General features: G+C 48.4%; 16 protein-coding genes and 1 other RNA gene. 14 read left to right on the forward strand and 3 right to left on the reverse strand.

The features are described 5' to 3' along the window. Positions 1–32 precede the first annotated feature (32 nt). The 7 genes from GSO_RS01635 to GSO_RS01665 all read left to right on the forward strand — a co-directional run bounded on the left by GSO_RS01635 (position 33) and on the right by GSO_RS01665 (position 7,903). Positions 33–2,813 carry a helicase C-terminal domain-containing protein gene (locus GSO_RS01635; RefSeq protein ID WP_010488243.1) on the forward strand — a complete coding sequence of 927 codons (2,781 nt, stop codon included), beginning with the start codon at positions 33–35 and terminating at the stop codon, positions 2,811–2,813. Between the two features lie 182 nt (positions 2,814–2,995). Continuing rightward, a complete protein-coding gene (locus GSO_RS01640) occupies positions 2,996–3,487 on the forward strand; it encodes a cell wall elongation regulator TseB-like domain-containing protein (RefSeq protein ID WP_010488244.1) in 492 nt (163 codons plus the stop codon). 52 nt (positions 3,488–3,539) lie between these two features. Next, complete coding sequence (locus GSO_RS01645) at positions 3,540–4,715, forward strand: pyridoxal phosphate-dependent aminotransferase (protein WP_010488245.1); 1,176 nt, start codon at positions 3,540–3,542, stop codon at positions 4,713–4,715. A gap of 30 nt (positions 4,716–4,745) precedes the next feature. Next, positions 4,746–6,044 carry an asparagine--tRNA ligase gene (asnS, locus tag GSO_RS01650; protein ID WP_010488247.1) on the forward strand — a complete coding sequence of 433 codons (1,299 nt, stop codon included), beginning with the start codon at positions 4,746–4,748 and terminating at the stop codon, positions 6,042–6,044. 54 nt (positions 6,045–6,098) lie between these two features. Continuing rightward, entirely contained in the window at positions 6,099–6,719 is a 621-nt protein-coding gene (locus GSO_RS01655) for a DnaD domain-containing protein (protein ID WP_010488249.1), read from the forward strand. 69 nt (positions 6,720–6,788) lie between these two features. Then, positions 6,789–7,442: an endonuclease III gene (nth, locus tag GSO_RS01660; RefSeq protein WP_010488250.1), complete on the forward strand. Its 654-nt coding sequence runs from the start codon at positions 6,789–6,791 to the stop codon at positions 7,440–7,442. Beyond that, positions 7,439–7,903 carry a deoxycytidylate deaminase gene (locus tag GSO_RS01665; protein WP_010488251.1) on the forward strand — a complete coding sequence of 155 codons (465 nt, stop codon included), beginning with the start codon at positions 7,439–7,441 and terminating at the stop codon, positions 7,901–7,903. The genes nth and GSO_RS01665 overlap by 4 nt, the downstream gene beginning before the upstream one ends. A gap of 178 nt (positions 7,904–8,081) precedes the next feature. Here the strand turns inward: GSO_RS01665 and GSO_RS01670 are convergent, their stop codons facing one another. After that, entirely contained in the window at positions 8,082–10,385 is a 2,304-nt protein-coding gene (locus GSO_RS01670; protein WP_010488252.1) for a PBP1A family penicillin-binding protein, read from the reverse strand. After that, on the reverse strand, positions 10,378–11,004 hold the full coding sequence (gene recU, locus GSO_RS01675) for a Holliday junction resolvase RecU (RefSeq protein WP_010488253.1): 627 nt from the start codon (positions 11,002–11,004) through the stop codon (positions 10,378–10,380). The genes GSO_RS01670 and recU overlap by 8 nt, the downstream gene beginning before the upstream one ends. Before the next feature lie 66 nt (positions 11,005–11,070). Here recU and GSO_RS01680 point away from each other — a divergent pair, with 66 nt between their 5' ends. The 6 genes from GSO_RS01680 (at position 11,071) to GSO_RS01700 (ending at position 15,352) form a co-directional block, all read left to right on the forward strand. Beyond that, on the forward strand, positions 11,071–11,646 hold the full coding sequence (locus GSO_RS01680) for an SLOG family protein (RefSeq protein ID WP_010488255.1): 576 nt from the start codon (positions 11,071–11,073) through the stop codon (positions 11,644–11,646). A 55-nt stretch (positions 11,647–11,701) separates the two neighbouring features. Beyond that, entirely contained in the window at positions 11,702–12,100 is a 399-nt protein-coding gene (gpsB, locus tag GSO_RS01685) for a cell division regulator GpsB (protein ID WP_010488257.1), read from the forward strand. A 12-nt stretch (positions 12,101–12,112) separates the two neighbouring features. Further along, positions 12,113–12,478, forward strand: an RNA gene (gene rnpB / locus GSO_RS16350) — RNase P RNA component class B. Between the two features lie 422 nt (positions 12,479–12,900). Beyond that, the gene (locus GSO_RS01690; protein WP_010488260.1) at positions 12,901–14,052 is read left to right on the forward strand and encodes a THUMP domain-containing class I SAM-dependent RNA methyltransferase; all 1,152 of its coding nucleotides are present in this window, start codon (positions 12,901–12,903) and stop codon (positions 14,050–14,052) included. Between the two features lie 3 nt (positions 14,053–14,055). Next, positions 14,056–14,991 (forward strand): NAD(P)-dependent oxidoreductase, encoded by a 936-nt coding sequence (locus GSO_RS01695; RefSeq protein WP_010488262.1) that lies wholly within the window; start codon positions 14,056–14,058, stop codon positions 14,989–14,991. A gap of 133 nt (positions 14,992–15,124) precedes the next feature. Next, the gene (locus tag GSO_RS01700; protein WP_010488264.1) at positions 15,125–15,352 is read left to right on the forward strand and encodes a hypothetical protein; all 228 of its coding nucleotides are present in this window, start codon (positions 15,125–15,127) and stop codon (positions 15,350–15,352) included. A gap of 79 nt (positions 15,353–15,431) precedes the next feature. Here GSO_RS01700 and lplA read toward each other — a convergent pair whose 3' ends face one another. Continuing rightward, complete coding sequence (gene lplA / locus GSO_RS01705) at positions 15,432–16,445, reverse strand: lipoate--protein ligase (RefSeq protein WP_010488266.1); 1,014 nt, start codon at positions 16,443–16,445, stop codon at positions 15,432–15,434. 482 nt (positions 16,446–16,927) lie between these two features. On the opposite strand from lplA, the gene GSO_RS01710 reads away from it, so the two are divergent. Further along, positions 16,928–18,832: a M13 family metallopeptidase gene (locus GSO_RS01710; RefSeq protein WP_010488268.1), complete on the forward strand. Its 1,905-nt coding sequence runs from the start codon at positions 16,928–16,930 to the stop codon at positions 18,830–18,832. Positions 18,833–19,033: the final 201 nt, after the last annotated feature.

Genomic DNA, 19,033 nt, shown 5'->3' on the forward strand with positions numbered 1-19,033 from the left:
TAGTATGTTTAGACAGGAATGGATAAGAATTTATGAATGCTGACACCACGTTTGCCGTGGTCGATCTGGAAACAACCGGCACCAGCGTCAAAGATGGCGACCGGATGATTCAGTTCGGATGTGCCTTACTGCGCCATGGCAAAATCATTCAAACAATTTCACAAATGGTTAATCCTGATCGTTCGGTGCCGCAGACCATTCAACGGCTGACAGGGATTAATCCCGATTGGTTAGTCGCAGCACCGTATTTTGACGAAGTGGCACCGGTCTTACACCGCTTGCTGACAAACACGGTTTTTGTTGCGCACAACGTTAATTTCGATTATCCATTTTTGAATGCGGAATTTGAACGGGTGGGCCTGCCAAAATTGCAGTTAGAAGCCATTGATACTGTTGAACTGGCGCAGGTTTTGCTACCGGAAATCAGCAGTTTTCGCCTGAGCGATTTAACCGCGTATCTGTCCATTCAACACGATAATCCGCATCAAGCCGACAGTGACGCGATCAGTACCGGCAAGCTGCTATTACAATTAACCAAACGATTTCAGGAACTGCCAACTCCGACCCAGCAGGCACTAATTCAGCATCGCGGCGGATTTATTCGGGAAACCGGCGATTACCTCAACCTGATTGCGACACCGCCGAAACCGCTTAAAAAAGCTTACGTTCAGGTCGGTTCGTTGGTGCTGCGGCGGCCCGTGACACCGGCAACTGACTTTGCACTTGCAGGCGCTTATCCGGCAACCGACTTAGCCAAAAAGCATCTGTTGCAACCGCGTTATCGGTTTCGCAAGGCACAGGCCAAAATGATGGATGCCATCTTTGCCCATACGCATCAACCTGAGCAACCGTTATTTGTAGAAGCCGGGACGGGGTTAGGGAAGACATTAGGCTATTTATTACCTTATGCTTACGCCGCAACCCCCGAGCACAAACTGGTGATTGCAACGCCAACATTGGTTTTGCAAACTCAGCTGATGCAGAAAGCCATTCCAGCGCTCAACGACTTGCTAGGGCGCACGGTGCCAAGTGTGGAAGTCAAAAGCCCGCAGCATTACCTGGATCTAAATAAATTTGCTGCCAGCTTGCATCAAGAAGCACCGACACGGCAAACCCAGTTACTGCAAATGAAATTGCTGGTTTGGCTGACCCAGACGACGACAGGCGATTTGGACGAGTTACATCTCACGACATATCGTGCGCCCTTGTTTTTGCAGATTCGGCATACCGGCGATGTCGGAACGCCGTTTACCAATCCGTTTTATACGTTGGATTTTTATCGGCGTCTGCAAACGGCCATGGACGCAGCGGTGATTGTGGTCACGAATCATGCCTTTCTTGCGCGCCATGTCGAGCAACTTGCAGGTGGACAGCCATTTTTGGTGGTGGATGAAGCACAGCATTTCGCGGATAACACCGCAGCAGCGTTCGCCCAACATATGGCGTTAGGCCATTTGCGGCGTCAGTTGCGGCATCTATGGCAGTTAAGCGATCCCGATGAATCTCACTCCTTAGTTGCGGTCTATCAAAGCGAGCCGGCGATGCAAATGGTTCTGCGACAACTACATCAGTTAACGGAAACGGCGCAAACAACCGTCACCACTTTACAGCAAGACATCTACCGGCACTTTTTCCACGGCAAAACGACGGCGACGTCCGGCTTTGTCAGTTTAAGTCTGGATCCGGCCGCAGTCGACTGGCTACGTGAAACCCAGTCAGATAAGGTTAAACTATTAATCAAAGTCATTGGTCGGCTGACAGTGACGGCAGATAAACTGACAGCGGATTTTAATCAACGCCCACGGTTCTTTTTAAAAAGTGACGGTCAACGTTTTCAGGCACTGGCAGCATTGCGCATGAGTTTGGCTGATCAACGCAATCGGCTGCAGGAAATGCTTCGAAGATTGCCGGAGCTAATCAACGGCCGGGCTGCCGTTGGCTCAATTACCTTGAGCCAGGTGAAGGATGTGGCAAGCTTAGGCTTAAGTTGGGATGTTTTTCAAGTTGGCGCGGCGGTGCAACAGTTACTCCGGCAATTTACGGCACCGGTTTTCGTCGGCGCAACGTTGACGGCTGCCCGATCCTTTGATTTTTTGACCCGGCAACTAGGCTATCCTGAGCTCCCGGAAACAAGCTTCCTAAAACTTCGCAGTCCGTTTCATTATCGTGATCAAGCCAAGGTGTTGGTTGCAACAGATGCGCCAAACGCCAGCGAGGTGTCAGCACCAGCTTATGCGGACTACCTTGCTCAGGCAATTGAGCTGCTAGCCGATAATCAGCATCAAACCATTGTCCTGTTCAACTCTCTGACCGTGATTGAAGAGGTTTATCAGCGACTGGTTCATCGCCCCATTGCTGATCACAAAGAACTGTTGGCACAAGGCGTGACCGGATCGGCGGAAAAGATTGCCAAGCGCTTTGCAGTCGGCGAGCAGAGTCTATTGTTAGGCGCGGCGAGTTTTTTTGAAGGCATCGACTATCCTGATCGCTTACTCGAAATGGTCATCTTAACCCGGTTACCGTTCGACGCACCGGAAGCGCCCATCACCAAAGCACGTTATGCCCAAATCAAAGCCAGCGGCGGCGATCCATTCACCGACGATGCACTGCCACGGGCAACGCTTCGCTTACGTCAAAGCTTCGGCCGCCTCATCCGTACCGAAACCGACCGCGGCGCCTTCGTCATCTTGGATCCGCGCTTCATCACTACGCAATACGGTAAAAAGATGCAAAAATCCTTACCGAATATTAAACCCATGACCATGCCTCTAAACGATATGCCAGCGTATATTGGCATGTGGCTACGAGCGTGAGAGCGCGAATCGGCGCGCTTAGGAGTCGGAGTGTAAGTGGCCTTGGGCGTGATGGCCCGGGCTTAGGCCATTGCGACCAAGGTCCTTACACGCAGACTCCTGCGCCGGTGAGCGCGTTTAGGTAACATCGGCTAATTTTATACTTACAACTCACCCACACCCAACAAAGGAGGGAACAACCCATGCGGCGTCACCGACGTTTTGATTGGCTCAAATTTTCCTTGATCAGCGGCTTCATCATTCTCATCATCGCGGTTATCGGTATTTATGCCAAAAGTATCTCGCCTTATCAGCAATTACGCAGCCAAGCCGAACGAATTGCCACCAATCGGGCCGACCTGAAAACGATTAACGGCTTTTGGTGGTATAACCGCGATAAAAGCTACCTAAGCGTTGCCGGACGAACGCAAAAAAATAAGTCCGTCTACGTTGTTATTCAGAAAAAAACCGGCAAAGTCGACATTTTAAACCAAAAATCCGGTATCACACGGCAACAGGCGATCCAACAAGCGACAAGTGATAACAATCCAAAGAAGATTTTAAACGCTTCCTTAGGTAAACGTGGCTCGGAATTCGTTTGGGATATTGGCTATCTGTCAAAGTCTGGTAAACTGAATTACGTGACGTACAGTTTTCGCAGCGGCGAACAGCTGAACGCGATCAAAAATCTATAAATTAGCATGATTCGACATCCTGAGTGGTGTCGACACTGTAGGAGGCGCCCTCGTGCATTTAGCAAAAAGAATCCTCAACGTTGCACCGTCCGCGACATTAGCATTAAGTAATCAGACTAAGGAACTGAAGGCGAAAGGCGCCGATGTGATTGACTTATCGATCGGTCAGCCGGATTTTCCGACCCCCAAAGCCATCGATGACGCGGCAGTTACTGCCATTCAAGCCGGCAACGCCAGTTTTTACACGGCAGCTACCGGTATTCCAGAATTAAAACAAGCCATCAGCGATCGAATTTTTTCCCAGGATGGGGTTCGCTATCCGGCGCGTCAGATTGTTGCGACCACTGGGGCAAAGTTTGCTTTGTACGCCTTATTCCAGATTTATTTAAATCCAGGCGATGAGGTGTTGATTCCGGTTCCGTATTGGGTTTCCTATGAGGAACAGATTAAATTAGCCAGCGGCATCCCACACTTGGTCATGCCAGCAGTTGGCCATAAAGTCAGCGTTGATGATCTTGAAGCCGCACGAACGGATAAAACGCGCGCGTTGATCATCAATTCGCCGCAAAACCCCAGCGGCGTCGTCTATAATCGCACCGAACTGACCTTAATCGGCAACTGGGCCTTAAAACATCACATTCTGGTGGTCACTGATGATATTTATCGGGATCTGATTTACAATGGCACATCCTATACATCCATGATCAGTATTGATCCTGACATTGCCGATAATACGGTTTTAATTTCAGGCGTTTCCAAATCTTATGCCATGACCGGTTGGCGAATCGGCTATGCGGCCGGGCCGGAAAAGCTCATGCAAGCAATGGCGACCTTCATCAGCCATACCACCTCTAATCCAGCAGCCGTTTCCGAATATGCTGCAGTAGCGGCGCTGACAGGTGATCAGAGCGTTGTCGAAAAGATGCGCCAGGCGTTTGAAGAACGACTCAATCTTTTCTATGATTTGTTGGCCGAAGTTCCGGGATTTGATATGGGCGAAAAGCCACAAGGGGCCTTTTACCTTTTCCCGAATATTAAGCGGGCAGCACAATTGAGCCATTATGGCACCGTTGATGATTTTATCAGCGCACTGCTGAATGAAACCGGGGTTGCGATCGTTCCGGGGCGCGCCTTTGGGATGCCGGATCATGCGCGCATCAGTTATTGTAAAGATCTTAACAGCCTGCGCGAAGCAGCGCGGCGCATTCAGGAATTTGTCCGGAAATAATTTTATATTTTTAAAGTGGGGAGTTAAGGCATGACCGAAAAGATTCGCATCATTGATGCAAAGGAACATGTAAACGAAGAAGTAAAAATTGGCGCGTGGTTGACTGACAAACGAAGCTCTGGCAAGATTGCCTTTCTTCAGTTACGCGATGGCTCAGCGTATTTTCAAGGCGTTGTTTCTAAAGCTGACGTGTCAGATGAAGTGTTTAAACTCGCCAAGGAGTTGCGCCAAGAATCCAGTATGTGGATCACCGGTGTTATTCATCAAGACAGCCGCAGTCATTTTGGCTACGAAATTGAAGTTCGCGATATTGAACTTGTCGGCGACTCTGAAGATTATCCGATCACTCCTAAGGAACACGGGATTGAGTTTTTACTGGATCACCGCCATCTTTGGTTGCGGTCCAAACGCCAATTTGCCATTCAACAAATTCGTAACGAAATGATCCGGGCAACCTTTGAATTCTTCAACAACGAAGGCTTTATCAAAATGGATCCGCCAATTCTGACTGATTCGGCACCCGAAGGAACAACCGAATTATTCGAGACCGATTATTTTGATAAGAAAGCTTATCTCAGTCAGTCGGGCCAGCTGTATGCTGAAGCGGGAGCCATGGCTTACGGTAAAGTCTTCACTTGCGGTCCGGTGTTCCGGGCGGAAAAAAGTAAGACTCGCCGTCATTTGACCGAATTTTGGATGATCGAACCGGAAATGGCCTTTTGTCATCAGGAAGAAAGCCTCAAGGTTCAGGAACGTTACGTTGCTTACTTAGTTCAGGCGGTGTTGGACAACTGCAGTTACCCGTTGCATTTGCTCGGTCGCGATCCTGAAGTCCTCAAACAATACACCAAACTCCCATACCCTCGCATCAGCTATAAAAAAGCGATCGAAATGCTGCAGGATGCCGGAATGGATGTGAAGTATGGAGATGACTTTGGCTCGCCTGAAGAAACCTATCTGTCTGACCAATTCGATCAGCCGGTGTTTGTTTTGAATTATCCGAAAAACATCAAACCGTTTTATATGTTGACGGATCCGGATGACCCGCAGCAATATGTCTGTGCTGATATGCTGGCACCTGAAGGCTATGGCGAAATCATTGGCGGTTCCGAACGTGAAACCGATTATGATACATTAAAGGCTTCCATCGAAAAAGCCGGACTTGATTTGGATGAATATGAATGGTATCTGGACTTGCGCAAGTATGGATCCGTGCCGCATTCCGGCTTTGGTTTGGGTCTGGAGCGGGCAATTACCTGGATCTGCAAGCTGGATCACTTACGCGAAGCCATCCCGTTCCCACGCATAATCAATCGTTTAAAGCCGTAATGGCACGCAAAAGTCGGACGCCAACGCGCCGGCTTTTTTTGGAGGGTCACAAGAATGACTGATTTAAGGACTTACACTGAAGCAGGGCAGTTCAGTGTCTCGAACCTGCTGTTTGACCATTATCCAGCATTAGGGCTGACACAGACCGAATTTCTGACGTATCTTTTTTTGGATCAATGGCAATCCAAGCATCATCAGGCACCGGATCTCAAAGCATTGGCCAACCAGATGAATGTCGCCCCTAACGCGATTTACACAGCCATTGAAACCTTGATTCAAAAAAAGGCGATCGTACTGGAAAGCGTTCCTGACAATCAAGGACGGATGCGTGATTACTATGATCTCAGTCCGCTACTTGCCAAGATTCCGAATAACGGCCAAACCAATAGCGCCACAATGACCCCGCCCAATGCCGATGCTCAGACAAATGTTTTCAATCAAATTGAAATTGAATTTGGCCGGCCGCTTTCGCCGATTGAGCAGGAAATGATTCGTGATTGGTTGAATACCGATCATTATCTACCCGAGGTCATTTTATTGGCATTACGCGAGGCAGTTTTGAATTCGGCATACTCATTAAAATATATGGATCGCATTTTGCTAAACTGGGAACGCCGCCATCTCAAAACTGCGCAACAAGTCCAAGCTGACATCAAGCGGCATCAGGAACTTTAAATTCACCATCAAATCAAGATCATACTTTTATCGGGTAAAAGCGGTGAGAGTCAACTAGGAGGCGCATTCATGACTGACGCAGAGGCTAGGCAATTGTTTAACCAAATCATGGCACTATATCCTGATCCCGAACCGACGTTACACGCGACAAATCCCTTTGAAATTTTGGTTGCGGTGATGCTGTCGGCACAAACGACCGATGTTGCCGTCAATGCTGTCACCCCGGCATTGTTTGCGGCTTATCCAACTCCGGAAGCAATGGCTGCTGCGCCGGTGACGGATATTGCCGAAAAAATCAGCCGACTTGGGTTGTACCGTACGAAAGCAGCCCACTTAAAGGCATTAAGTGCCATTTTGGTTCAGTCATATGGCGGCAAGGTCCCAGCTGACGCAGCTGATTTGGTTAAGCTGCCAGGGGTCGGCAAGAAAACGGCCACCGTGGTGCTTAGCGATGCATTCGGCATTCCTGGTGTGGCTGTTGATACGCATGTCAGTCGGATTGTGAAAGGGTTGGGACTGGTTTCACCTAAGGCTACGCCGGTTCAGATTCAAAAACGACTGGAAGCATTAATGCCAAAATCTACCTGGATCAAGTTGCATCGCAGTTTGATTCGCTTTGGTCGCGAGCATTTACGCGCCCGCGATCCAAAAATACCGACCGGTTCCGAATGGTCATTTTTAGCAGAGCATTACGCGCCGCTGAAGGAGGCAGCTAAGCATTGACAGATAAAATTGTGCCATCTAAACGAAAGGTTCACCGTGAAAGTTGGGATCATTATTTTCTCGAACTCGCGCAACAAGTTTCGGAGCGGTCAACTTGTGAGCGGGCCACTGTTGGCGCTGTTTTAGTGCAGGAGCACCGCATCATTGCCACGGGCTATAATGGCGCCATCAGTGGCGATCCGCATTGTGATGAGGCAGGGCACTTAATGCGTGACGGCCACTGCATTCGCACGATTCACGCAGAGATGAACGCGATTATCCAATGCGCAGCCAATGGTGTCAGTACCCACGGCGCGACCGTTTACGTGAACTTCTTCCCGTGTCTGAATTGCACCAAGGCTTTGATTCAAGCAGGGATTAAGCGCATTGTTTACGCGCACGACTATCGCAATGACCCTTATGGCGAGGCGTTGTTAAAACAGCATCATTTAGACGTCTTGCACTTGACCCCACAAGATTAATATCGCAAAAAGAGTCCCAAAGTTTGATGTGCCTGCATCAAACTTTGGGACTCTTTACATGAATGGTGAACCAGTCGTCTCAACCTTCGATCAAAAAATTGACCGTAAAAAACTCGATGTTAGCGCCAAAATATCTGGCGGTTGCATCGAGCTTTTTAGTATTCAGTCGTTAAGTGTCTTACTGACTGCCGCTAGAGCCACCACCGCTTGCCGATGAAGGCGTACTATTTGAAGATGGTTCTTCTTGTGAAGCCTGCGAGGCACTTGGTGTTGTGATACTCGGGGTTGAAACGCTTGATTCAACGCTTTCGGAAACTTCACTGCTGGAGCTTTCGTCACTAGCCCGTGAAGACGATGATTCGGAACTGACACTTGAGGATGAAGACTCGGCGACCGCTTTGCGACTGCTTGGCCCGTGACCACGGACGTACAGTTCTTTCGTGGTATTACCTGAGCCGCCAGTAATCGCCGTTCCCGGATTGCTGCCTTTTAAAATATTGTAGGATTCAACTGTATCCGGTTTAGTCCAGTCGCGATTGTCCAAATTCTGTGAGGTATAGCTCATCAGCGCTTTGTATATTTTCTGCGAAATTTCCTGTTCAGCATAAGTGATACCATGCGATGTCGGCTTGTCATAACCTGTCCAGACCGAAATGACCCGATTACGCGTATAACCCGTAAACCAAGCGTCCTTAGCAATTCCCGTTGCGTTTAACGCCGGATTTTGTTTGAGTTCGGCATCACTGTAATCGGTGGTTCCGGTCTTGCCGGCTTGATGGAGTCCGGAAATAGCGGCTGCTGTCCCGGTACCCTTAGTCAGCACACCTTTAAGCATGTCGGTAATCATATACGCGGTACTTGACTTCATCGCCCGCGTTCCTTGACTGTTAAAGGTCTGCGTGTTACCGTCAGCAGTTACAATCTTATTGACGTAATACGGTTTGTAATAGGTACCACCATTTGCAAATGCGCCATAAGCGCCCGCTTCTTGAACGGTGTTAACCGAAGCACCAATCGCACTTGAGAGATACTGCTCCGAGCTTGGCAAATCAATGCCCAAGCCTTTCAAGAATTTCACGGCGTTGGCCATACCAACGGCACTCAAAGTTTTGACCGCCGGAATATTCCGCGATTGTTCCAGTGCCGTCCGCATGGAAATACGACCTTGGTACTTTTTATCCCAGTCATACAGGGAAATACTGGTTCCCGGATATTGATAAGGTTCATCCAGCATTTGTTCATAAGTGGAATAGTTCAGATATTCAATTGCCGGCCCATAATCCATGAGCGGTTTCATGGTCGACCCATTGCTTCGGGTATTTTGCGCCGCGCGGTTATAGGCAAGGCGGACATCGCCGGTTTTACGGCCACCGATCTGCGCCAGCACTTCACCATTATCCGGATCGGTCATGGTCACCCCGGTTTGGAAAGAATCGTCAGGGAAACTAACATAGTCATCAGTATTAACGATGTCATACAATCGACGCTGGGCACTCATGTCAATATTGGTATAGATATCCAGATTATCAGTATACGGATTTAACCCGGTTTTCTTCTTCACTTCGGCTATCACCTGGGTGAGGTAAGAATCGATAATCTTGTCATTGGTCGTGGTATTGGTTTGCTGCTGTTTCGGCTGTAAGCCATCCGTAATTGGCGTAGCCTTGGCCTTTTTAGCGTCTGCGGCTGTGATCTTCTTGTCCCGCAGCATCGCATCAATAACCGCATTGCGACGCTGGGTTGCCTTTTGCGGATATTTGTACGGATCGTAACCGGCAGGACTTTGTGGAAGGCCGGCAATGAACGCCGTCTGCGCTAACGTCAGATCTTTAAGCGATTTATTAAAATAAAACTTGGCGCCGGTGCTCATCCCGTACTGACCATAATTCATGAAGACTTTGTTGATGTAGTACTCCAGAATCTGATCTTTACTATATTTTTGTTGAACCTGCATCGCCAACCAAGCTTCCTGAGCTTTACGGCGCAGCGTTTGGTCAGATGACTTGGTACTAAATACAGACAGCTTAATGAGCTGCTGCGTCAAAGTCGAACCACCTTGAAGGCCATCGCTAGTTCCGGTCAGGTTGTTGAAGGCGGCGCCGATGATTCGGACTGGATCAACGCCTAACTTTTCATCGTAGAATCGGCGATCCTCAATTGAAACAACGGCATCTTTCAACTGCTGCGGAATTTCGGAAGCTTTCACGTAATCACGGTTTTCGAGTCCAAGCGTCGTGATCTCGTTTCCGCTGCGATCATAAATGGTGCTGGAACCGCCTGATTCCAACTTCGCCTGGGTGACTTCAGGGGCATCTTTGGCATACCAAGAGAACAGGCCCACGCCTGCAATGAAGAGGACAAGCAATCCAATCAATGTCCATTTGAGAATACGCCGCCACAATTTCTTGGGCGGCTTGGGTCCATTAGTGAGTTTATCTTCGCGGCGTCGCGCCATTCGCGACATGTTCTGATTATCAGCCACGCAAATTACCTACTTTCGTTTCGATCAACCAGTCAACGCCGTCAAGAAACGGCACGACCGGTTGCAACTGCGGATGGAGTTCAAATCCGTGTTGAATGATTTTTGTTAAAGGAATCGACTTACGACCACCGGTGCTCTGGTGATCCCAGCATGCGATTAGTCGGCTTGCCGGAAAAACAAAAAGTCGCTTAATTGTCGCAAATCGAATCACAACAAAACAGATCCCGTTTTGCTTCAAACAGCGCCGAAAATGATCAATCTGGTGCTGATGGAAGTTTTTTAGCGGGAAGCTTGCCTTATTCTTGGTTTCCTTGGCCTCAAAGTCAAGGTAATAACCACGATAAACCCCATTATAATCTGTGGTAGAAGGTGTCTTAAAGTACGCTTCGCGAATCACCGCCTGGCTACGTTTGGGGTAGTCGACTTTTACAATTTGCACAGGCGTCGGCTTTTTATACACGACCGCCTTGTCAACACTGCGATAATACTGATTACTGAGATTAAGTTCTTCTTCTAATGTCATCCCACGCCCGCCATAAATCGTTGGGCGCGAAACGGAACTGGGTGACAATTGCGTCCCGTCTTTGTATGGATTACCATTGGGATAACGAATGGTCATGCGATCACACTCCTGGCGCTATTATACCAATATCAACCGCGTTGGCCTAATATTTGGAGGAAAATCATGGCTGGAAAACGATTATGGATAACCGGATACCGTGCCTATGAACTCAACGTCTTTGGCAATCAGGACCCGAAGCTAAAAGTCCTTAAAACTTCATTAAAAAATACCTTACTTCAGTATCTGGATGAAGGTCTAAACTGGCTGATTACCGGCGGCCAATTAGGCGTTGAGCAGTGGGCAATCGAGGTCGCTTTAACGCTGAAGCCATTGTATCCCGACTTTAAAATTGCGATGATGCTGCCGTTTACGGATTTTGGCTCAAAGTGGAATGAAGCCAATCAGGGACAATTGGCCGCACTACGCCAGCAAGTCGATTTTTCCGATGCGGTTTCGCAAGCACCATATCAACGACCGGCACAGTTGCAGGGTTATACGCGGTTCATGACCGCACACACGGATGCTGCGGTGATTGTTTACGATCCGGAGTTTCCCGGTAAGCCGCAATGGGATTACCGCGCTGCTGAGGATATGGCTAATCGGCGTGATTATCCGGTCACGTTGATTACCATGGACGATTTGGAAGACACTGCCCAAGAAATGGCAGAAGCGGAAAATGAGCATTTTCAAAACGATTGAGATATGGTAAGCTTATTGTTAGTCTGGTTCCATGAAAACAATGAGGTGTGTCGGAATGGATAGTAACAAAGAAACAAAATTTAGTATCCAGTACGGACCTAAAGATATTTTGGACAAGAAGTTCAAGAATAAGGTTCGCGGTTATGATCCGGATGAAGTCGATGAATTTTTAGACGGCATCATTCGTGATTATGAAGCTTTTACTAACGAGATTGATCGACTGAAAGAAGAAAATGCAAAGCTGTTTAGTCGGGTCGATGAGCTAACCAAACAGCTGAGTGTTTCCAAGAATGTCAGTGCGCAGACACCGCAAACCAACGCTGCTGCGACAAATTATGATATTCTTAAACGTCTGAGTAATCTGGAACGTCATGTTTTCGGTTCAAAGCTGTCGGATAGCGGTAGCGCTGATACCCACGATGACAACAGCCATTCCGACGTTGACCAATATTGATGATCACATGTAGATCCTGAGTGATCGCGGTCTGCATCTGCAGGCTGAGGAAAGTCCATGCCCGCACAAGCTGCGATGCTTGTAGTGTTCGTGCTAAGCCCAATAAGCTTAGGGACCGTGTCAACGGTTACGGCGACCAACCGCGCTAAGGTTTCGGCTATGCGCCAGTAGGTCTGAAAAGTGCCACAGTGACGAAACGTTCAGGGAAACCTAAACGGTGGAACGGGTAAACCCCGCGAGCGAGTAACCCAAACTTTTGGTAGGGGCGTTTTGCCAAGCAAACTGAAGCGACGGCAAAACAGCGGCAACGCTGAGATAGATGATGACTGAAGGAACCTGCGCCTGAACAGGCTCTGGAACAAAACATGGCTTATAGGGATCTACATGCAGGCACAGCTCGGGGAGACTCGGGCTGTTTTTTTGTGAGCGCTCGCCGGCGCGGTTAGAAGCTGGAGTGTAAGTGGCCTCATCCCCAAATGGCTGGGCTTTGGCCATTTGGGGATGAGGTCCTTACACGCAAGCTTCTGCGCTGGCGAGCGCGTTATAGAACGCGAAAGTCAGACTGCATACTTGCCCACAATTGAAATCTCCCAGTTAACGCGAGCTTTGCCATCACGCCTAAGCTCCTTACACGCAGGCTCCCACGCCGGTAAACGCGTTACGGAACGCAAAACTCAATCGCCTATCCCCACCAACAATTCCGCTCACCTTAAAATCCAACATCGCCAACCCCATCAAAAAAAGTTAAACTAAACCTGAACACCATTCTTTAAACCGGCATTTTGAAAGGAAATCATGTCATGACATATCAACTCGTCGCAACGATGGCAGCAGGACTTGAAGCTGTTACGACCAAGGAACTAAAAGCACTGGGCATCGAGACCCGAACCGAAAATGGCAAAGTGTATTTTCAAGGCGATGACCAAACCATTGCTTTAACCAATGTCTGGTTGCGCAGTGCCGATCGAATCAAAATCGTGGTCGGTCAGTTCAAGGCACGCACTTTTGATGAATTGTTTGAAGGCGTCAAAGCGTTGCCGTGGGATCAGTATTTGCCACTGGATGCGGCGTTCCCGGTTGAAGGCCGCGCGGTTCGCTCACAGTTACATTCTGAGCCTGATGCACAAGCCATTACCAAAAAAGCGATTGTCGAGAAAATGTCAGCCGTTTACCACCGCACCACCCGTTTACCCGAAACCGGAGCTAAGTATCCGCTTGAAGTTTCGATTTTAAAAGATGTGGCAACGCTGACGCTGGATACAACCGGTCCCAGCTTATTTAAACGCGGTTACCGGATTGCCAAAGGGGAGGCACCGCTTAAAGAGAACTTTGCGGCAGCACTGGTTTTGCTCACCAACTGGCATCCCGATATGCCGTTTGTCGACCCTACAACCGGTTCCGGAACCATCGCAATTGAAGCGGCTTTGATTGGCCATCATTTGGCGCCGGGCCTGCAGCGGCATTTTGCCTTTGAAAACTTCGGCTTTTTTGATCAAGACGTATTGCAGACCACCAAAGATCAGGCTATGGATCAGGCGGATTTTGACCGAGAACTTGATATTCAGGCAAGTGACATTAACGGTGACATGATTGACATGGCCAAATTAAACGCCCAGCAAGCAGGTTTACTTCATAGTATTCAATTTAAACAGTTGGCGGTTAAAGATTTCACGACCACTAAAGAAAACGGCGTCATAGTGGCTAATCCGCCTTATGGCCAACGTCTAAGTGATCAAGCGGCCGTCCGCCAGCTGTATGCGGAAATGGGTCGAGTCTTTGCGCCTTTGACCACTTGGAGCAAATACATTTTAACGAGCGACATGGGCTTTGAGAAAGCCTATGGCAGTAAAGCGACCAAACGCCGCAAACTATACAATGGCACAATCCGAACCGATCTTTTCCAGTATTGGGGTAAACCTAATTGGCACCATCATGACAGAAAAGAGGGATGAATCGTGAAGATTCTAAATAGCTTCAGTCTTGAACCAGCGCAACGGCAGGTATTGGAAAAAGCTGGACATACCGTGATCGAAGAAGATCAACTGGACGCAACGACTGCCCAGCAAATCGATGTCATTTACGGCTGGCATGCGGCCTCTGCAACGGTTAATTATGACCATTTGCAGTTTGTTCAGGCGATGTCTGCCGGTGTTGACTATTTACCGCTCGCTGATTTTGCCAAGCATCACGTCTTGCTGGCCAATACCAGCGGCATTCACGCAGAACCGATCGCTGAATATGTGCTCGGCGCTTTGTTCACCATCAGTCGCGGCATCCTACCGGCGATTCGCGCAGGACGCGAGATGTGGTCATTGCGTCAGGAGCGGCCGCCGATGACGCTATTGAATGGATTGACGGTGGTTATTTTTGGAACCGGCCATATTGGCTCGACAATTGCCTCCAAGTTGCATGCGCTAGGATTGCATACGATTGGCGTCAGTGCCCATGGTCGACCTGCAGCCGGCTTCGACGATGTGGTAACCGATGCCGAGACGAAGCAAGTGATTTCTGCCGCCGATATTGTGATTAACGCATTACCGCTCACGTCTGCTACCAAACATTTTTATAACGCCGAGTTCTTTGCTGCTCTCGATCGACAACCAATTTTCGTTAACATCGGTCGTGGTGCTTCAGTCGAAAGAGCGGCACTCGTTCAAGCGCTGCAATCCCAGCAGTTGCGTGCCGCTGTCCTTGACGTGGTCGATCCTGAACCATTGCCGCAAACCTCACCGCTTTGGGACATGGATCAGGTTTTGTTGACGCCGCACATTTCCGGCACGGTTCCTCATTTGCGCGACCAAGTTTTTAAAATTTTTAATGAAAACCTCCAGGCCTTGGTATCACGCAGTCAATTAGCAAGTCACCAAGTCGATCTGAGCCGAGGTTACTGAAATTTAGTCCGGCAACCGTTATACTGAACTCGTAAACGTTTTCAGTTACTGCATTGCCCGGTAAACCGGCAATAAGCGTTGAAACAGTTGCCGCCAGCATTTTAGACGGCATGAAGATGAAGGAGGAATTCTTATGGCACAACGCCCGGAAGAAATTACCAACTTGCTTCAAGATGCTTTACACTCACAGCACGAGGTTGCGATCGATACAATCGATCGCAGTTGCCTAAAAGGCCGCGTCGTCGATATTAAGGCGGGAAAAGTTAAGCCGTACAACGAACGCGGCGTCATTACGGTAGCAACTGGGCGGGGAGCTAAACGAATTCAGGCGTACGCCATTAGCCAAATTAAATATAATTAACGCTTCCAACGAGGCGTAGATAAAAGGGGCAGCCGGTAAAATGGCTGCCCCTTTTTGGAAATATTGAACTGATTAATGCTTAAGGTACCAGCAAGTTGATCACGTCATCTTTAGGAATATTGGTGAAGTAATCATTGGTGTTAATGCCATCCAGTGTCTCCTTAACTGCCTGAGACGTATACGGCTTGTCTTTCAACGCAGCAGCGACGTCAGCAACGTCTTTTGGTCCAAAGAAGTCACCATAGAATTTAACGTTTGCAATCTTGCCGTCCTTAATATCAAAACGCGCATCGATTGTACCGTAATCAAAGTGCTTGCGCTTCTTGGTGGTGAATTCCGGACTGTGGCCATAAACCCAGTCCCAATTGTTGTAGACATCGTCATAAATCTTCTTGATTTCGACTTGGTCAGCGTCAGTAACGTGATATTCCTTGTCTTTAATCTCGGCAACATCGTCAACGCCAAACAGCCGCGTCAACAAAATATCCCGAAATTCCGGAAGCGTCATATCCTGATATTTTTTGTCCAAGTAAGGGCGCAGGTTGGTGACCCGGCTCTTAACGGACTTAATACCTTTACTCTTAATCTTGTCTTCCGGTACGTTGAGGACCTTTGGAATGACACTCATGTCCACATCCAGCATTAAAGTACCATGAGAGAACGTCTTGCCGTTGCGGGTATACATCGCGCTTCCTGAGAACTTCTTGCCGTCAACCAGCATATCATTGCGGCCGGAAACCTCGGCACTCGTGGCACCCATCGTATGAATCGCATCCACAATCGGCTGTGTGAAGGACTTGAAGTCGCCGAATTCTTCAGAATCACTATCAACCACAAACGAGAAGCATAGGTTACCCAAATCGTGATAAACCGCACCGCCACCTGACAGCCGACGCGTTACGACAATATTGTGCTCCTCAACATACTTCTGATTCAATTCTTCCAGTGTATTCTGGTTGCGCCCGACAATGACACTCGGCTTTTCATAATAAAAAAGCAACAGTGGCTCATCAAACTGTTTGGCATTCATCAAATACTGCTCAGTTGCCAAATTCTCGCGAATATCGTGGGACTTCATAATGACATAGTACATTTATAGGTTTCCTCCTTGTGAGCGTGAACCGGCGCGGTTAGGAGTCGGAGTGTAAGTGGCCTTGGGCGTGATGGCCCACTCTTTGGCCATTGCGACCAAGACCCTTACACGCAGACTCCTGCGCCGGTGAACGCGTTATGGTAAAGCGTGAACCGGCGTGGTTAGAAACCGAACAGCCGGTTCACCATCCGATCTTGTGGCACTCAACGAAGATTGTTAAGCGCCATTTGGTACATGGTCTATTTTAACGAGTTAATCATTAAAAAGAAAGCGATTTCGATTGCAAACAATTCATTAGTTCGAATGGTATCGATTCCATAAAATATTTTTATATGGCTCAGAGTAAACACCTTTTAACAATCGTTCTATTCGGCTTTACAGTGACAATGACAACCGGCACCGCTCAGCTGATTCCTCGTGCAACTAAATGAGAAATGCGTTAAGATTGTCCTATATCGTTTTATTATGAAAGGAGCTTTTGAATGACGAATAAAGTGCGCTACCAAGACGATCTATACCGAGCAGTAAATGGGGCCTGGATGGATCAAGCAGTCATTCCTGATGACAAAAGCAGTACCGGCGGCTTCCAGGATTTAGCCGATGAAGTAGAAGAAAAAATGATGGCTGACTTTGCGGCTGTTGCCGATGGTTCAAAAGAAGCACCGGATAAATATTTTGCCCAGGCAGTCACGCTTTATCAGCAAGCCAAGGATTTTAAGACGCGCGACGCTGCCGGCTTTGCACCGGCTTTACCAACGTTGCACCAAGTTGCTGCCATCAAAGATTTGGCTGACTACAATCGCCGTGCTGCCGAGTTACTGCAGCAGCAACTCATTGATCCGCCATTCAACGTCTTCGTCGATGCTGACATGAAAGACACCAGCAAAAATGTCATTAATCTCATGGGACCCAAGACAATTTTGCCGGATACTTCCTATTACGCCAAAGACAATCAAAACGGAGCCCAACTACTTGCGATCTTCAAGGACATGATGAGCAAGCTACTGGCATACACCGATCTTGATGACACAGCGCAAAAGGCAACCTTAGCAGGCGCGCTTGCTTTTGATGCCGAAATTGCTAAACACGTCAAAAGTTCCGAAGAGTGGGCGGATTATCCAAAAGCTTACAATCCAATGCCGACAGCCACTGTCGTTGAAAAGCTCAAACCATTCGATTTTGAAAACTTCCTGAAGGCAATTTTCAAAACGGTTCCGGATACCATCGTCGTCGCCGATCCGCGCTTTTTGGATGAATTCGGTCAGCTATTCAATGAAGCCAATTTTGCGAACTACCGCGACTGGCTTTATGTATTAAGTCTCGATAGTGTTGCAGGCTTCTTGAGCGAACCGCTGCGGCAATTAGGCGGTACCTATAATCGCGCACTATCCGGGGCACCGAAATCACCGGATCAGGTCAAGCATGCTTATCGGGTAGCCAATGCCTATTTCAGTGAGCCAATCGGTATTTATTATGGCCGCACTTATTTTGGCGAGAAGGCCAAGGCCGATGTAACCCAATTGGTCGAAAAAATGATTGCCACTTACAAACAGCGCCTGGCCAATTCTGATTGGCTCTCACAACCAACCAAAGATAAAGCCATTCTTAAGCTGGATAAGATGGTACTTAAAATGGGTTATCCGGACAAACCCGAAGCCATTTACGATTTGCTGCACGTTGATCCAGAAAAGTCATTACTTGAGAATTTGAAAGCCCTGCAAATCGTTCAGCAACAATACAACTACGATAAACTAAGCAAGCCGGTTGATCGCAGTGTCTGGAACATGCCAGGTCACTTGGTCAATGCCAGTTACGACCCGTCAAAAAATGACATCACATTCCCAGCAGCGATCCTGCAGGCGCCATTTTATTCATTGAAGCAGACCGCCTCAGAAAACCTTGGTGGCATCGGTGCCGTTATCGCTCACGAAATTTCGCATGGGTTCGATAATAACGGGGCACAGTTTGACGAATTCGGTAATATGGTCAACTGGTGGCAAAAAGCAGACTATGCGCACTTTAATGAGCTAACCAAAGCCATGATTGACGAATTTGACGGTCTCGAAACCGAAGCAGGCAAAGTTAATGGTAAACTCGTTGTGTCGGAAAATATCGCCGACGCCGGCGGTTTGGCGGCAGCTTTGGACACTGCCAAACGCGAGCCGGATGCCGATCTGCGTGCATTTTTCATTAACTGGGCCCGCATCTGGCGTTCCAAGTCCCGGCTTGAACGGGCAAAGATGTTGTTGGCCGTCGATGTCCACGCCCCGCATGAACTGCGTGCCAATATCCAGCCGCGTAATCTGGATGACTGGTACACGACGTTTGATGTTCAACCAGGCGACGGCATGTATCTACCGCCGGAAAAACGCGTTCAAATTTGGTAATCCTATTAGCATCGACTCATTGAGTCGATGCTTTTTTAGAAGAATGGCGCTAAACAAAGCACCACGCGATGCTGATAACTAGAAGTGAATGCATTGAAGCATCCTCTTCCGAGCAGCGGATTTAAGCCACAGTTGAGCAAAGGCGTGTGAAAGGGAATACAAAGTGGTCTTGATAGGTTATAATAGTTATAGGAAAGCATT

The organism is Lacticaseibacillus zeae DSM 20178 = KCTC 3804, from assembly GCF_000260435.1.
GTDB classification, from domain to species: Bacteria; Bacillota; Bacilli; order Lactobacillales; family Lactobacillaceae; genus Lacticaseibacillus; species Lacticaseibacillus zeae.

What these genes read in the sequence shown, in the direction of transcription:
- GSO_RS01700 (WP_010488264.1), top strand. Translation starts at nt 15,125, where the DNA reads ATGGCACAACGCCCGGAAGAAATTACCAACTTGCTTCAAGATGCTTTA.
- GSO_RS01640 (WP_010488244.1), top strand. Translation starts at nt 2,996, where the DNA reads ATGCGGCGTCACCGACGTTTTGATTGGCTCAAATTTTCCTTGATCAGC.
- GSO_RS01680 (WP_010488255.1), top strand. Translation starts at nt 11,071, where the DNA reads ATGGCTGGAAAACGATTATGGATAACCGGATACCGTGCCTATGAACTC.
- GSO_RS01710 (WP_010488268.1), top strand. Translation starts at nt 16,928, where the DNA reads ATGACGAATAAAGTGCGCTACCAAGACGATCTATACCGAGCAGTAAAT.
- recU (WP_010488253.1), bottom strand. Translation starts at nt 11,004, where the DNA reads ATGACCATTCGTTATCCCAATGGTAATCCATACAAAGACGGGACGCAA.
- nth (WP_010488250.1), top strand. Translation starts at nt 6,789, where the DNA reads ATGACTGACGCAGAGGCTAGGCAATTGTTTAACCAAATCATGGCACTA.
- lplA (WP_010488266.1), bottom strand. Translation starts at nt 16,445, where the DNA reads ATGTACTATGTCATTATGAAGTCCCACGATATTCGCGAGAATTTGGCA.
- asnS (WP_010488247.1), top strand. Translation starts at nt 4,746, where the DNA reads ATGACCGAAAAGATTCGCATCATTGATGCAAAGGAACATGTAAACGAA.
- GSO_RS01690 (WP_010488260.1), top strand. Translation starts at nt 12,901, where the DNA reads ATGACATATCAACTCGTCGCAACGATGGCAGCAGGACTTGAAGCTGTT.
- gpsB (WP_010488257.1), top strand. Translation starts at nt 11,702, where the DNA reads ATGGATAGTAACAAAGAAACAAAATTTAGTATCCAGTACGGACCTAAA.
- GSO_RS01635 (WP_010488243.1), top strand. Translation starts at nt 33, where the DNA reads ATGAATGCTGACACCACGTTTGCCGTGGTCGATCTGGAAACAACCGGC.
- GSO_RS01655 (WP_010488249.1), top strand. Translation starts at nt 6,099, where the DNA reads ATGACTGATTTAAGGACTTACACTGAAGCAGGGCAGTTCAGTGTCTCG.